Source organism: Yinghuangia seranimata (genome assembly GCF_029953285.1).
GTDB lineage: Bacteria > Actinomycetota > Actinomycetes > Streptomycetales > Streptomycetaceae > Yinghuangia > Yinghuangia seranimata.
This window is the reverse complement of the sequence record NZ_JASAOI010000102.1, coordinates 1-15,459: the sequence shown is the minus strand read 5'-3', so window position 1 is coordinate 15,459 and position 15,459 is coordinate 1. Positions and strand designations below refer to the sequence as shown.

11 protein-coding genes are annotated in these 15,459 nt (G+C 72.5%); 5 read left to right on the top strand and 6 right to left on the bottom strand.

Features of this window, described 5'->3' with window-relative positions; genetic code table 11:
* Nucleotides 1–370: 370 nt before the first annotated feature.
* Nucleotides 371–1,285 (bottom strand): AfsR/SARP family transcriptional regulator, encoded by a 915-nt coding sequence (locus QI554_RS43205; RefSeq protein WP_281478948.1) that lies wholly within the window; start codon nt 1,283–1,285, stop codon nt 371–373.
* A gap of 473 nt (nt 1,286–1,758) precedes the next feature.
* Here QI554_RS43205 and QI554_RS43200 point away from each other — a divergent pair, with 473 nt between their 5' ends.
* From QI554_RS43200 to QI554_RS43185, 4 genes are all read left to right on the top strand, one after another.
* Complete coding sequence (locus QI554_RS43200; RefSeq protein WP_281478946.1) at nt 1,759–3,105, top strand: zinc metalloprotease; 1,347 nt, start codon at nt 1,759–1,761, stop codon at nt 3,103–3,105.
* A gap of 31 nt (nt 3,106–3,136) precedes the next feature.
* The gene (locus QI554_RS43195) at nt 3,137–5,224 is read left to right on the top strand and encodes a tetratricopeptide repeat protein (RefSeq protein ID WP_281478944.1); all 2,088 of its coding nucleotides are present in this window, start codon (nt 3,137–3,139) and stop codon (nt 5,222–5,224) included.
* The gene (locus tag QI554_RS43190) at nt 5,221–5,901 is read left to right on the top strand and encodes a flavin reductase family protein (protein ID WP_281478943.1); all 681 of its coding nucleotides are present in this window, start codon (nt 5,221–5,223) and stop codon (nt 5,899–5,901) included. Before QI554_RS43195 ends, QI554_RS43190 begins: the two co-directional genes overlap by 4 nt.
* Before the next feature lie 117 nt (nt 5,902–6,018).
* Entirely contained in the window at nt 6,019–6,492 is a 474-nt protein-coding gene (locus QI554_RS43185; RefSeq protein WP_281478941.1) for a DUF6069 family protein, read from the top strand.
* 44 nt (nt 6,493–6,536) lie between these two features.
* Here QI554_RS43185 and QI554_RS43180 read toward each other — a convergent pair whose 3' ends face one another.
* The 5 genes from QI554_RS43180 to QI554_RS43160 all read right to left on the bottom strand — a co-directional run bounded on the left by QI554_RS43180 (nt 6,537) and on the right by QI554_RS43160 (nt 13,478).
* The gene (locus QI554_RS43180; protein ID WP_281478939.1) at nt 6,537–6,872 is read right to left on the bottom strand and encodes a DUF1330 domain-containing protein; all 336 of its coding nucleotides are present in this window, start codon (nt 6,870–6,872) and stop codon (nt 6,537–6,539) included.
* A gap of 131 nt (nt 6,873–7,003) precedes the next feature.
* A complete protein-coding gene (locus QI554_RS43175) occupies nt 7,004–7,849 on the bottom strand; it encodes a formylglycine-generating enzyme family protein (RefSeq protein WP_281478937.1) in 846 nt (281 codons plus the stop codon).
* Nucleotides 7,850–8,045: 196 nt separating this feature from the next.
* Nucleotides 8,046–10,517 carry a beta-glucosidase family protein gene (locus QI554_RS43170; RefSeq protein WP_281478935.1) on the bottom strand — a complete coding sequence of 824 codons (2,472 nt, stop codon included), beginning with the start codon at nt 10,515–10,517 and terminating at the stop codon, nt 8,046–8,048.
* 47 nt (nt 10,518–10,564) lie between these two features.
* Complete coding sequence (locus QI554_RS43165) at nt 10,565–12,148, bottom strand: sulfatase family protein (RefSeq protein WP_281478933.1); 1,584 nt, start codon at nt 12,146–12,148, stop codon at nt 10,565–10,567.
* A gap of 13 nt (nt 12,149–12,161) precedes the next feature.
* The gene (locus tag QI554_RS43160; RefSeq protein WP_281478932.1) at nt 12,162–13,478 is read right to left on the bottom strand and encodes a type 1 periplasmic-binding domain-containing protein; all 1,317 of its coding nucleotides are present in this window, start codon (nt 13,476–13,478) and stop codon (nt 12,162–12,164) included.
* Nucleotides 13,479–13,617: 139 nt separating this feature from the next.
* Here QI554_RS43160 and QI554_RS43155 point away from each other — a divergent pair, with 139 nt between their 5' ends.
* On the top strand, nt 13,618–15,438 hold the full coding sequence (locus QI554_RS43155) for a sulfatase family protein (RefSeq protein WP_281478930.1): 1,821 nt from the start codon (nt 13,618–13,620) through the stop codon (nt 15,436–15,438).
* Nucleotides 15,439–15,459 lie beyond the last annotated feature (21 nt).

The window sequence follows — 15,459 nt, the reverse complement described above, 5'->3', positions numbered from 1 at the left end:
TGGTTCTTTTGAAAACCGTTGTCAGTGAGAGGTGAGAGATCGGCGACCGCGGCCCGGCGGCGCGACCCGTCCCGGCGCCCGGCCGACACCGACCGGCGGCGCCGGGCGCCCGCCACGCTGGGACCGCGGCTCGGCGGCGCGAAGCGATCACCGCGGCGCCACACCTCCCGCCCCTCCCGCAGGTGCCGAGGATGTTCAGCGCGGACGGCCCGCGGGTCAAGCCGCCCCCTCAACTCCGGGACAGGCCACCTGAACGCCGTCAGATCCACCGCGGCTTGACGCGCGGGTCGGCCGCGCGAAAATCGAAAGCGGGAGGGGCGGGAGGCCACCGACAACCGTGCAGGCCAGGAACGGTGCAGTCAAAAGGCCCTCACGCCAACAACTGATCAGCCACACCCAAGAGCCGAGCCACCACATTCGCCGTCGCAGGATCCGCCGACGGAAGTCGGTCGCTGATCCGACGCGCCAACTCGGTCGCCTCCGCCTCGTCGGACGAGGCCGGCCCCGGCTCGTTGGGCATCGGGCGAGAGACGGGCTCGGGAGCAAGCAGTGCCTCGTCGTCCCGCAAGATGGCCAGTTCGAACCGTCGGAGCTCCGCACTCGGTTCGAGCCCGAACTGGTCGGCGCTCCGCTTGCGCGCCCGGTGGTACGTCTGCAGCGCCTCGTGGGACCTGCCGCTGCGATACAGCGCGACCATCAACTGACCGACCGGCCGCTCGCGTTCGGGCTGTGCCTCCACGAAATCCGTCAGCCGGTGGATGATCTCCCGGTGCCGCCCCAGTCGGAGATACGCGTCCATGGCGTCCTCGACGGCCAGCAACCGCGCCTCCTCGAGCCCCGCGACCAGCGCGTCCGCAGGCCCTCCCACCCCTGCCAGCGCAGGGCCGCGCCACAGGTCGCCGGCCTCCTGTAACAGCGAGATACGCACCTCGTCGTCGGACCGTCGGGCCTGGTCGACCAAGGAGCGAAACCGGTGCGCGTCGACGTGCATCGGGTCGAGCTCCAGCGCATAGCCCGGCCGTCGGGTCGCCAGGGCCACGTCGAAGCGCTGCGCATCGGTGGCGTTCAGGATCGCCCGGAGCCGGGACACCGCCGCCCGAATCGCATGTACGGCCGTCGGTGGTGCCTCGTCGGGCCAGCGTAATTCCACGAGTCGCTGCAAAGGCACGACCCGGTTCGCCTCCAACGCCAGCACCGCCAGGACGAACCGCTGCCCCGGGGGCCCCAGTTCGACCTTCGTGCCACCCACGCAGGCTTCCACGCCACCCAGCAGTCGAATCTCCATGAGCTGCTCCCCCTAGGCGCCTCGCGACGTACCCCGGCAAGAGGTCGCCGGGCCGAGTCCGGACGGTTGGTGCGGGCCGTCCCCGAGTCCACCCACGGCGCGACCCCGGCCCCGGTTCAGATGGTTGGCCATCCGGAACCTCTCCCGCACGCCCCCGGACCGCCGATGACCCGGCGGTGACATCACGGCTGAACCGTCGATGACCCCCGGCCCGCACGCTGGTTTCGGCGGCGAGAGCCGCGCCCGTCCGATCGTCGGCCGGGTCCCTGCGAGACACCCGAGGGGAGGCTCCCGTGAAGACCATCGCCGTTCGTAAGGCCGGTTCCGTCCGCCTGACCAGCGCGGCCCTGTGCCCGTACAACCCGAAGTGCGGTGTCCTGCCCGCGTAGTTCCACCACGGGCCCGGGGCGGACGACAGCCGTCCGCCCCGGCGCCCAGGAACCGCGCACCGAACCCCGGAAGCGAAGGACCCCATGGACACCGAAACCCGTGCCTTGGGCGAAGCCAAAGCCGAAGCCAACGCCCAAGCCGACGCGGAAACCGCAACCAACGCGGAATCCGAAACCAACGCGCAAACCGAAGACGAAGCCAAGCCCGAAGCCAACGGCGCCGCGCCCCCGCTCGACCCGAGCCGTTCGCTCGCCCTCCACCCCCTCACCTACCTCGACGAGGGCGACGAGGTCACGGTGGGCCGGGCGGACGTCGACTCGTACTGTGTGCTGCCCGCCGACGGCGCCGCGCTGCTGCGTCGGTTGGAAGAAGGAAGCACGCCGAACGACGCCGCCACCTGGTACGCCGAAACCTACGGACAGCCCGTCGACATCCAGGAGTTCCTCGAGGTCATCGACGAACTCGGGTTCGTCGTGGGCCCCGACGAGCAGCCCGCCGACACCGCCCCGCCACGCCTCCAGGGCCTCGGCCGCGCGCTGTTCTCCTGGCCGGCCCGCGCCGCCTACGCCGCGCTCCTGCTGGCCTCCGTCGTGGTGATGGCGCGGGACCACAGCCTGATCCCCTCCTACCACCACCTGTTCTTCTCGCCGTACATCATGGTCATCGTCGCGACGCTGTACTTCGGCGAGTTCCCGCTGGTCGTGCTGCACGAGTGCTTCCATGCGCTCGCCGGAAGACGCCTCGGCCTCCACACCCGCTTCGGGTTCGGACGACGCCTGTACTTCGTCGTCATGGAGACCACCATGGACGGCCTGGTCGCCGTCCCCAGACGGCGCCGCTACTGGCCGATCCTCGCCGGGATGTTCGCCGACCTCCTGGTCGTCGCCGTCTTCACGCTCGCCGCGGCCGCGGTCCAGCGCGACGACGGAAGCCAGCCGATCGTCGGTGCCGTGCTGCTCGCATTGGCGTTCGGCACACTCCTGCGCTTCGTCTGGCAGTTCTACTTCTACCTGCAGACCGACATCTACTACGCCGTCGTCACCGTCCTCGGCTGCGTCGACTTGCAGAAGACCGCCAAGGTGGTCGTCCGAAACCGCGTCCGCCGCCTGCTGGGCCGCCGCGCCACGCTCGTCGACGAGTCGACGCTGCACCCGACCGACCGGCGCGCCGCCCGCTGGTACTCGTGGCTGATGGTCGCCGGCTACGCCTTCTCGCTCGGCACGCTCGCCGTCGCCGGCCTGCCCACCATGTTCCGGATCGCCACGATCATGATCGACCGGCTCCGCGACGGCACCGGGCCCGGCGGACTCGCCGACTCGCTGCTGTTCCTCGGCGTCAACGTCGCGCAGTTCGCCGTCGTCGGCTACATCGCGCTCCGCGACCGCAGGCGCCGCCGCGCGGCCCCGGCCACCACCCACCTCGTGGCCTGACACCAGGCCGCCCACGACCACCGGAGACACCGTGTCCACACACCTGTGGCTGCACGGCGGCCTGCGCCGCGACCGCGAGGAGGCCCTGGCCGCCCGCCCGCTCCCGCCCCGCCTCGGCCCCGTCCTCGACGCCCACCGCCGCCTGCGCGGCCCCTACACCGCGACCGGCACCCTGCTGCGCGCCGTCGTCCCGCAGGCGCTCGCCGTACGGCCCGACCTGGTGACGCGGCAGGACATGGAGATCCTGTCCGTCACCCCCGAGCTGCGCGGTGTCGTCCCCGCGACCCGTGAGACCCTCACCTCGCTGTCCGTGCCCGAGGAACGCACCCGCTACTACTCGCGGTTGCGCACCAGCCGTATGTCGCACGGCATCGCCGAGTTCCTCCGCGACTTCGCCGCCGGCCTCGGCCCGCACACGCTCGTCGTCGAGAACGCCGAGCACGCGGACCACACCGACGCCGAGTTCCTCGCGATCGTGCTGCGCCGCGTCGACCCCGGCGTGCTGCGCGTCGTGCTGTGCTCCGGCACCGACGACCTGCCCGAAGGGCCCCTGCGCGACGCCGCCCAGCGCCACGCCATGCCCCAGCGGGTCGAGCCGTCGGCCACGACGACCGGCCCCCAGGGGGATCCGCTCACGCTCGCCGAGGCGTACGTCCACGGCGACTGCACCTCCGACGAGCCCGCACTCGTCGACGCCTACACCGCGTTCGCCCCGGACGGCCGCGCCCGCCTCCACGACGCGCGCGCCGACGAGCTCGAAGCGCGCGGCGAACTCACCCTGCGCTTCGGCGCCGTCCCGTACCACCGCGAGCACGGCACCGACCCGGCCGGCGCCGGGGCCGCCGCGCTGCAGTTCGCCGTCGACAACTGCAGCCTCCTCGGCTTCTACCACGCCACCATCGAACTCGCCGACCGTGCGCGCGCGTTGATCGGCTGGGACCAGCCCGAACGGCGCTACTTCATGGTCACCTCCCGGCTCACCACCGCCTACGCGGTGCTCGAGCGACCGCAGGAGGCCGAGAAGCTGTACGAGGAGGCCTGCCGCTACAGCACCCACCCGGTCATCCACATGGGCGCCGCCTACGCGACCGGCATGCTCTACACCCGGCACTACGACCCCGCCAAGATCGACCACGACAAGGCCCGCGCCCTCGTCAACCAGGCCGTCGCCTTCGCCTCGCAGTTCCAGGACCCCAAGGAACGCCTGTTCCAGGGCGTCTTCATGAACAACGGCCTCGCCCTCGTCGAGGTCCACCAGGGCGACCTGCGCAAGGCCCTCGCCCTCCTGGACGAAGGCATCGCCACCCTCGACGCCGCGCTCGCCCCCGGCGAACACCGGCTGCACCGCTCGGTCCTGCACCACAACCGCGCCCAGGTCTACAGCGGCCTCGACCAACTCGACGACGCCGTCGCCGAGTACACCGCCGTGATCGACCTCGACCCCAACTACCCCGAGTACTACTTCGACCGGGGCAACGTGCTGCGCCGCCTCGGCCGAGACGACGAGGCCTACGACGACTACGAGACCGCGATCCGGCTCTCGCCGCCGTTCCACGAGGCCTACTACAACCGCGGCGACATCCGTGCCGAACGCGGCGACCTCGAGGGCGCGCTCGCGGACTTCGACTACGTCCTCGACCTCGACCCCGAGTTCGTCGACGCCTACGTCAACCGCGCCGGACTCCGGCTCGCCGCCGGAGACCTCGACGGGGCGTGGGCGGACACCGCCGCCGGACTCGCCGTGGAACCGCGCAACGCCTTCCTGCACACCGTCGCCGGCCAGATCCACGCCGCACACGGCCGCCCCGCCACCGCCCGCGCGTGCTTCGACCAGGCCCTCGACGAGGACCCCGAGCACGTGGCGGCGCTCGCCGGACGCGCGGGGGCGGCGTACGACGGCGGCGACCTGGCCGCCGCCCTGGCCGACCTCAGCCGCGCCGTCGAGCTCGTCCCCGACTCCGCGGAACTGCGCTACAACCGCGCGATGGTGCACAGGTCCGCCGGACGCCCGGCGGAGGCCGCCGCCGACCTGGCGGCCGCGGCCGACCTGGACCCCGAGGACCCCGACATCACCGCGGCACTCGCCGAGTACGGCCCGGCCACGGCGGCGACGGCATGAACCGCATGAGCGGCGTCGGCACCCGAGCGGCCGACACCGCACGCACCCGCGCGGCCGACGCCGCGAACACCACCCGCAGGCCGCACCGGGCCGAAGCACCCGGGCTCACCCGGACACCGAACTCGGCCGCACCGCCCGGCACCACCACCCGCACGCCGGACCCCGCCGAACCGCCGCCCGCCGCCACCGGATTCACCGAACAGCACCGCCGCGCGCTGCGCGCGACCCTGGGCCGCTTCGCGACCGGCGTGACCGTGGTGACCACCACCCACCGCGGCACCCCGGTCGGCGTCACCATCGGGTCGTTCACCTCGCTGTCGCTCGACCCGCCGCTGGTCCTGTGGTGCCTGAGGGAAACGTCCGCGAGCCGCCCCGCGTTCACCGCGGCCACGCACTTCGCGGTCAACGTCCTCGGCGCCCACCAGCGCGACGTGGCCGAGCGGTTCGCCGGCCGCGGCGACCGCTTCCACGGCACCGCGACCCGGCCCGGCCCTTACGGCGTGCCGCTCCTCGACGGCGCCGTCGCCATCCTCATGTGCCGCCGCCGCAGGGTGCTCCCCGGCGGGGACCACGTGGTGCTCATCGGCGCGGTCCTGACCTTCCACAGCACGCCCGGCCCGGCGCTCATCTTCCACGACGGCGGCTTTCTCGCCTCCGGGCCCCCGCTGGAACACTAACGGGGACCAGGCCCACCTTCGGGAAAATCTCTTCCGCTCGGACCGATGAGTCCCGGGCCCGCGCCCGGTCTACCCCTCCGAAAGCAGGAAACGGCAACGCACACCTCGGAGGACGAGATGACCACCACGACGATCTCCACCGCGATCAGCACCGCGAACACCGCCTCGACCGACCGCTCGACCCACGCGCCGCTCCGGCCGGTCGCCAAGGCCACCGCGCTCGCGTCCGTCGGCGGCGCGGTCGTCGCCGGGGTCTACGAGGCGGCGATCCGCGGCATCGGCGTCTCCACCCAGATGGGCACCTCGAAGGCGGACGCCGAGCCGATCCCGGCGGGCGGCTTCGTCGGGTTCACCCTGATGTTCGCGGTCGCCGGGCTGCTGTTCGCCCTGGCCGTCGCGCGGTGGGCGAAGCGGCCCGCCCGGACGTACGCCGTGACCGCCTGGTCCGTCGTGGCCGCATCGCTGGTCCTGCCGTTCCTGCCGGCCTACATGGCCGGTGAGACGCGGGTCGCGCTCGCCGCCGCGCACCTGGTCGTGGCCGCGGCCGTCGTCCCCGTGGTGACCCGTAGCCTCCGCACCCACCGCGCCTGACCGACCTCGCGACCGCGGCACCGACCACCTCCCCAGCCCGTCCGTCAGCCCACCAGGCCCTTCAGCGCGTCCTGCGCGCGGTAGCCGGCCGGGCAGCCCTCGATCAGGACGATGTCGGCGGTCATGTTCCTCGTCCGCAGCGGCAGGATCTCCCGGTACGCGGGGGAGTCCCACCACCCCGTGGCGTCCTCCATCGACGGGAACTCGATGACGATCGCGTCGCTGGACCAGTCGCCTTCCACCGCGCGCTTGTTCGGCGACGCGTGGACGATGAACCGGCCGCCGAAGGGCTCGATCGTCTCGTCGACCCGCTGCAGGTACTCCACGATCTCCGGGCAGAACTCGACGGCGCGGACGTGGGCGATGGCGTAGGCGGTCATGGTGTGTTCTCCCTGGTCGGAGGCTTCCCGGGCCTTTCCCGGTCCGCCCTCTCGCTTGCTGACGAGAGAGAATTTACGGAGCCGCGCCGCGTACGTAATCAGTCATGCATAGGTAACCGCGGGCGGCCGGATCAGTCGGCGTCGCGGACGCAGCGGAAGCCGGTGTGCCCGCTGGAACTGTCCGGCGTGTTGGCCGTACGGGCGGCGACCCGGTACCGGTTGCAGTACGAGTCGTGGCACATGTGCGAGCCACCGCGCATCACCTTGTCGTTCCCGGCATGAGGCCCCCGCGGGTTGACCAGCGGCCGCTCGGCGCCGTGGTCGGTGGTCCACCAGTCGGCGCACCACTCCCAGACGTTGCCGGACACGTTGTGCAGCCCGAAGCCGTTCGGGGCGAACGCGTCCACCGGGGCGGTGCCGCGGTAGCCGTCGTCCGCGGTGTTCTTCGCGGGGAACGTGCCGCGCCAGATGTTGCACATGTACGTGCCGCCCGGCTCGCGCTCGTCGCCCCACGGGTAGCGGCGCTGCTCCAGCCCGCCGCGCGCCGCGTACTCCCACTCGGCCTCGGTCGGCAGGCGCCCGCCCGCCCAGCGGCAGTACGCGTCGGCGTCGTGCCAGGACACGTGCACCACGGGATGGTCCTCGCGCCCCTCGACGGTGCTCCCGGGACCCTCGGGCCGGTCCCAGCGGGCGCCCTCGACGCCGCACCACCACGGCGTGCGTTCCGGGCGCGGCGAGGCACGGCGCAGCGCCCCCGGCAGGAACGCGGCGAACACGTAGGACCAGCCCAGGCGTTCGGCCTCCGTGACATACCCGGTCGCGGCCGCGAACGCGGCGAACCGGGCGTTGCTCACCGCGTGCGCGTCGATGCGGAACGGGTCCACGCGCACGCGCCGCACCGGGCCCTCGCCGTCCGTGGCGAAGCCCTCGGCGTCCTCGGTGCCCATGAGGAACTCGCCGCCGGGCAGCCGGACCATGCCGTCCCGGGGGCCCGGGTCCGCGACGGGGACCGACAGAGGGACGGCCGGCGGCGCCGTCCCGACCCCTGTCCGGGAGGGTGCGCAGCACGAGTGCGGAGTCCGGCCGTCGTCCATCGTTCGTCCCCTCGGTGGTTCGGTGGTTCGGTGGTTCGACGGCGGCCACGCGCGAGCGCGCGCGGCCGCCGTCCGGACTTCAGAGCTCGATCTCGTCCGTCAGCCGCAGGTCGGCCACACTGCGGCCGACGCTCACGCGGTAGCGCCCCGAGGGGCCTTCCCATCCGTTCGCCTCGGGACTCCACCGGGCGAGGACGTCCTGCGGAACCGCCACAGCCACGGTCACGGCATCGCCGGCGTCCGCGTCGACGGGCGCGAACCCGACCAGCCGGATCGGCTCCGGCGTGCCGAACAGTTCGCCGGAGACCGGCTCCAGGTACACCTGCACGACCTCACGCCCGTCCCGGACACCGGTGTTGCGCACCTCCACGTTCACCGTCAGCCCCGACGCGGCGTCGCCCGAGACGTCGAGCCGCTCGTACGCCCAGTCCGTGTAGCCGAGCCCGTGCCCGAACGGGTAGGCGGGCTTGGCGCCGCGCAGCGCCCACAGCCGGTAGCCGATGGTGTGCGACTCCGCGTAGTGGTGCGCGCCGTTGACCGGCTGCGTGGACAGTACGGGGACGTCGGCCTCGTCGGCCGGGTGCGTGGTGGGCAGGCGCCCGCCCGGCTCGACCGCTCCGGTGAGGACGTCGCCGACCGCCGCGCCGCCCTCCTGGCCGGGCAGCCAGGCCCACAGCACCGCCGCGACGTCGTTCCGCCACGGCATCAGCACCGGGGAGCCGGCGTTGACGACCACGATCGTGTTCGGGTTGGCCTCGGCCACGCGGGCGACCAGTTCGTCGGAACGGCCGGGCAACCGCAGGTTCTCCCGGTCGAACGTCTCCGACTCGATGTCGTCGGTGGTGCCGACGACCACGACCGCCACGTCCGCGGCGGCCGCGTCCGCGACGGCGGCGGCCAACTCGTCGTCCTCGGCCCGGCGTGGGGACCCCCAGCCGATGCCCAGCGCGGCGATGAAGAGTTCCGCGCCGTCGCCGTACGTGACCTCGATGTCGACGGGGGTGCCGGCGTTCGCGGGCACCTCGAAGCGGTGGAGCGGCGGCCGCATCAGTGCGGCGCCGGGGTCGTCGCGCTCACCGGCGAGCGTGATCCGGTACTCCGCGGCGTCCACGCGGACGGCGAAGTCACCGCTCCCGGCGACCTCCGCCAAGTGGACCCCGTCGCACTCCGGCAGCACGCGGGCCTTCATGACGATGGTCGCGGTGCCCTCGGGCATGATGCCGGGGAAGACGACCACCTGAGACGTCCGGCGCCGTTCCGCATCCAGCAGAGTGCCGTCGGTGGACCGGAACTCGACGAGGACTCCCGGTTCGCCGGTGTCCGGGACGGTGGTGGCGGCCGTCGGGAGGAAATCGAGTCTGCGGTGCGTGAACACGCCCTGGCTGACGGTCAGTTCCGTGCCCGGGCCGAGCGCCTCCCCCAGCGCCTCGGGCACGCCGACGACGTGGTCGGGTGTGACGTGGGCGCTACCGCCGCCCTGCGCAGAGAGCCGCACCGCGTTGGGGCCGATCAGGGCCACGCGCCGCATCTGGGAGGCGTCCAACGGCAGTGCCCCAGAAGGGTTTTCCAGGAGCACCATGGCGCGCGCCGCGATCGCGCGCAGCTGCGCCCGCGCGTCCTCCGGCGTGCTGACACCGTCCGGCGGGGCGGTGTCGCCGAGGGCGCCGACCCGGGCGGCAAGGCGCAAGATGCGCGTCACCTTGTCGTCGAGGACCGACTCGTCCACGCGGCCTTCGCGGACCGCCTCGACCAGGGCGTCGCCCCACAGGCCGTTCGGGCCCGGCATGGCGATGTCGGTGCCGCCCAGGTAGGCGGACTCGGTCGAGCGGACCGCCATCCAGTCCGACACGACGACGCCGTCGAAGCCCCACTCGCCCTTCAACACGTCGTTCTGCAGACGGGAGTTCTCCGTCATCGTGTGCCCGTTGGTGGAGTTGTACGCCGACATGACCAGCCAGGCGCGCGCCTCGCGGACCGCAGCCTCGAACGGCGCCAAGTACAGCTCGCGCAAAGCCCGTTCGTCGACGGTGACGTCGTAGGTGAAGCGCTCGTTCTCGGAGTCGTTCGCCACGTAGTGCTTCATCGTGGCGGCGACGCCGGCGGACTGCACACCCTCGACGAACCCGACGCCGATCCTCGACGTCAGCAGCGGGTCCTCCGAATAGCACTCGAAGTGTCGGCCGCCCAGCGGCGTGCGGTGCATGTTGACGGTCGGCGCCAGCAGGACGTGGATGTCCTTGTCGCGGGCCTGCGCGCCCATCAGGAAGCCGACGCGGCGGGCGACCTCGGGGTCCCACGCCGCCGCCTGCGCGGTCGGGGACGGGAACAGCAGCGACGTCTCGCGCTCGTCCATGTGCACGCCCCGCACCCCGGCGGGCCCGTCGGACATGCGGATCTTGCGCAGGCCGATGCCCGGCAGCGCGGGCAGCGACCAGACGTCCTCGCCGACGACGAGCCGGACCTTCTCCTCGAGTGTCAACCGGCCCACCAGGCCGCGCAGTTCGTCGTCGCCGATGTCCGGCCGGGTGGGGGTGTTGGCGGTCGTATCCATGCGTGGTGCCGTTTCTGTCGCGGTGGACGTTCGGTCGTGCCGGGGGCTCACTGCGTGCTCTCCGCCGCGGCCTGCGCGGCGTGTTGCTGTTTGAACCGCTCGATCAGCCGGTCGACGAACTCGCCCGTGCGCGGCCGGTCGGGCGCGTGCCAGGACACCGGCACCGCGAGCGACGCGAGGCGCTCGTCGAGGTCGTCGGCGAGGTGGCCGCGCCCGGTGTCGCGCAGGTGCTGGACGTACTTGACCGGGTCGCTGTAGTACGTCGGGCCGGTCTGCAAGGTGGCCTGCATGGGGTCGGGCAGGCAGCCCGGACGACCGGCGTACCGGTGCCACCACTGCGCGAGGCGGCTGCGCATGCCGTCCGCCAACTCCGGTTCCTCGTTGAGGAGGTCGCGGGTCAGGCACGGGTCCTTGGAGACGTCGAACAGCTGCTCCCACTCGGCGCGGAAGCACCCGGGGTGGTAGGTGCGCATGTACAGGTGGTCCCGGGTGCGCACGGCGCGCTGGTAGGTGTGCGCGCCCTGGCCGAGGACGAGGTACTCGCGGGACGGGATGTCCTCGCCGCGCACCGCGTCCGCGAACGACGTGCCCTGCCAGCCCGCCGGGACCTCCAGGCCCAGCAGGTCGCACAGCGTCGGCGCGTAGTCGATGTTGTAGAGCAGCGCGTCGTTGCGGCGGGCGTCGTCGGGCAGGTCGTCGGTGACTCCGGGCCAGTAGAAGACCAGCGGCAGGCGCAGGGTCGGCTCGTTGGCCAGGCCGTGCTCGGCGTACGAGCCGTTCTCGCCGAACGACTCGCCGTGGTCCGCGCTGACGATCACGGCGGTCTCCTCGGCGATGCCGAGTTCCTCCAGCAGCGCCATGAGCCGGCCGAAGTGGTCGTCCCAGTACGCGATCGCGCCGTCGAAGCCGTTGATCAAGTGCTCGAAGTCGGCGCGCGAGGCGACCCGGTCGGGCATGTTGTCCGGCACCGGGGACTTCGGCGGAACGAAGCCGTTCCAGTGCAGGTCGAGCGCGCTGTGCGGGCCGTAGATTTCCGCGTGCCCGGCGACGGCTTCCTCGTCCGGCCACTGCGGCGGCGGGCCGGACTCGGACATCTTCCGTGTCCATTCGACCGGCTGGGTGTACGGGGTGTGCGGCTCCCAGTAGGTCAGATGCAGGTACCAGTCGTCGTCGGCGGCGTGGTCGGCGATCCACTTGAACGCGGCGCGGTTGACGTCGGCGGCGTCCTCGTCGTCCGAGCGGTCGGTGGCGCGGATGTGCTCGCGGAAGTTCCCGTGGAAGAAGTACGCCCGGTGCCGCTCCGCGAACACGGAGACGGCCGCGGTGTAGTAGCCGCCGTTGACGAGCTGCTGGCCGAGGAACGGCCGGTCGAGCTCCTGGCCGTGCCCCGGCTCCAGGCGGAACTGGGCGGCCGGGCCGAAGTGTCCGATCACGCCGTTGGTGATGCCGAACTGGCCGCTGGTCAACGCCGTTCGCGAGGGCAGGCACGGGGAGTCCGAGCAGTAGTAGCGGTCGAAGACCACGGACTTGTCGGCGAGCTTCTGGAGGTTCGGGGTGGTGGGCCGGTGGTAGCCGTAGGGGGTGGTGTGGTCGGCGCGCAGCGTGTCGACGTCGATGTAGATGATGCGCATCAGGGGTCCTTGCCTATCCGGCGGCGGGCACGAAGCGGGTGGTGGCCGGGTCGAAGACCTGTGCGTGCACCGGGATGGCGCCGGCCGGGGTGTCGCGGGTGTAGGTCGCGGAGTCGCGGTACCCGGGTACGTGGAACGTCCCCAGTCCGAACCCGGCCTGCTGGAACGCCGCGTAGTCGAGGTTCTTGCCGGCCTTGTCCGCGATCGCGGTGAACAGCGCGACGGTCTGGCAGGCCGCGGCCGTCGACGCTCCGGGAGTGGGCTGGCCGCTGGGCACCGTCGTCGGGTCGACGAGCTTGCCCGCCAGGGTCGGGTCGGCTTGGGTGACCGCGTCGGCGCAGGCCAGCAGCGCGGGGTCCGACCAGTCCGTCGTGGCCGCCGCGGTCACGGCGTCCTTGAGGGTGCCGAAGTCGTGCCGGCCCTTGGTCGTCAGGTAGCCGGCCGGCGGGACGGTGAACAGCTGGCGCGGCCGCCACGCGGTCTTCTCCAGGTACTGCGGCACCAGGTGCGCCGCCCCGCCGACGTTCAGCAGGGTGTCGGCGCCCGCGGCCTGCGCCTTCTGGAAGATGACGTTCGCCTGCTGCGAGAACGCCGTCGGGTCGGACGCGTTGGCGGTGATGTAGCCGGTGGCCACGGGCGTGATCCCGGCCGCCGCGAGGGCGGGGAGCACGACCTTTTCCGTGGTCGTCTGGTCCCCGGCGACGGCGGCCACCGCCACCTTGTGGCCGGCCAGGTCGCCCCGCTTCGCGAACAGTTCGACGGTGCGCTTGGCGTCGTCGCCGTCGAGGTAGGAGAACCACGGCGCCTGCGCGGCCTTGTACTCCTCGGCGGTGATCGGGCCGCCGACCACGGCGGTGCGGCCGTTCCGCAGGAAGCACTGCGTCTGCTGGTTGCCCGGTGCGGTGTACAGCACCGCGAAGACCTTGTCCTCCTGCGTCAGCTTCACGCAGGTCTGCTGCGCGGCGGCCGGGGAGGCGAGGCTGAGCTTGGCGAACACCGGGACGATCCGGCGGCCCTGCACGCCGCCGGCCGCGTTGACCTTGTCGATGACGGCCTTGTACGTCGCCTCGAAGTCGCCCTGGTCGATGTTGACGAAGGCCCGCACCTCGGCGAAGTCCGGGTAGGCGATGCCGATCTTGATGCTGTCGGCGGTCACCCCCGGCGTGTCGGCACGCACCGCGGGCGCCGCGCCGTCGGGGCCGCCGGACGCGGTCGCCGACGGCTTCGACTCGACGGTGCAGCCGACCGCGACGGCGGCGAGCAGCGCGGCCGCGACGCCGACGCGCGCCGCCCGACGGGGAGTTCTACGGGATCCGAACCAAGAGGACATGCGCGAGGCCACCCTTCCGGACTGCCCTGAACCGAGGGCGCCCCCGCCCGCACTAAGGTCTCAGGAACTTAGGTAGCGCTCAGAATCATGAGAGCGCGAGCAGAAGTCAAGGGTGTCCCGGAAGGGTATGTACATTCACATGAATCTATCTCGGCCCAACATCCTGCTGACCGTCAGCGAGGACTGCCCGCCGCGCTTCGGCTGCTACGGCGACCCGCACGCGACGACGCCGCACCTGGACGGGCTCGCCGCCCGCGGCACCGTGTTCGAGCACGCGTACAGCGCCGCGCCGGTCTGTGCCCCGTCGCGGTTCGCGCTGCTCACCGGCGTCGCCCCGGAGAGCAACGGCCCCGCCCACCACATGCGTGCGCGCGCACACGTGCCCGCGTGGATGACCACCTACCCGGAGATCCTGCGCGGCCTCGGCTACTACACGACGAACAACGTCAAGACCGACTACAACTGCGACGTCGACCCCGACGCCGTCTGGGACGCGTGCTCGAGCCGGGCACACTGGCGGGACCGCCCCGACGGAGCACCGTTCCTGGCGGTGTTCAACTACGACCCCACCCACGAGAGCGCCGTGTTCGGGCGCGACGCGTTCACCGTGGACCCCCAGGACATCCGGCTCCCCGCCTACCTGCCCGACACCCCCGACATCCGGGCGGACTTCGCGCACTACTACCGGCACATCGCCGGAATGGACGCGTTCGTGGGGGAGTTGCTCGCGCAACTCGCCGAAGACGGCCTGGTGGAGGACACCGTCGTCATCCACACGTCCGACCACGGCGGCGTCCAACCTCGCTCCAAGCGCTGGTGCTACGACGAGGGCCTGCACGTCCCGCTGATCGTCGCGGCACCCGAACGCCACGCCCACCTGTTCCCGCCGCCGGGCACCCGCGTCAGCGCCGCGGTGAGCACGATCCGCGTCCCGCCGACCCTCGTCGACCTGGCCGGCGGCACACCGCCCGCCCACATGCAGGGCGCGAGCCTCGCCCGCACAGCCTTCGACCCCGGGACGGAACGGGCGTTCGGCATGCGCAACCGCATGGACGCCCGGTACGACACCGTCCGCACGGTCCGCGACGCCCGCTACCGGTACATCCGCAACTACCACCCGCACCGGCCCTACGGCACGCACCAGGCGTTCGCGTGGCTGGCGGCGGGCTACCGCTCGTGGGAGACCGAGCACCTCGCCGGCCGGCTCGACGACACGCAGGACGCGTTCTGGCGCGCCAAGCCCGGCGTGGAGCTGTACGACTGCACGGCCGACCCCGACCAGGTCCGCAACCTCGCCGGCGACCCCGCGTACGCCGACGTCGAACACCGCCTGGCCGGCGAACTGCGCGCGCACATGCTCGCGGTGCACGACAACGGATTCCTGCCGGAAGGGGCCGCCGCCGAAGGCTACGAGGCGAGCCGCGCCGACGGCGCCTACCCGCTGGCCCGCGTCCTCGACGTCGCCGACGCCGTCGGCCGCCGCGACCCCGGCGAACTGCCGCGCTTCGTCGCCGCGCTCGCCGACCCGGACGCCGCGGTGCGCCACTGGGGCGCGGTCGGGATCCTCGTGCTGGGCCGCGCCGCGACGACCGGCCCGGTGCGGGAGCTCCTGCGGGCGGCGCTCGCGGACGACCCCGAGGCGTTCGTCCGGATCCCGTGCGCCGAGGCGCTGGCCCGGTACGCCGGAGACACCTCCGCGGTCGCCGCACTCGCCGCGTCGGCCGACGCCGGAAACCCGTGGCCCGTGCGCCTCGAAGCCCTCAACGCGCTCACCGCCCTCGCCCCCGAGGCCGCCGCGCCGCACCGCGACGCGGTGGCCTCGACCGCCGCCGAGGCGCACGAGCACCTCGGCAACGCGGCCCGGTACCTGCTGCACCGCATCGACGGCACGTACACGCCGGAGACGCAGATCTTCGACTGGGAGGCCCTGCTCGTGACGTTCGAGCAGATCAAGCGCTAGCCGCACCCAGCCCGCACACGG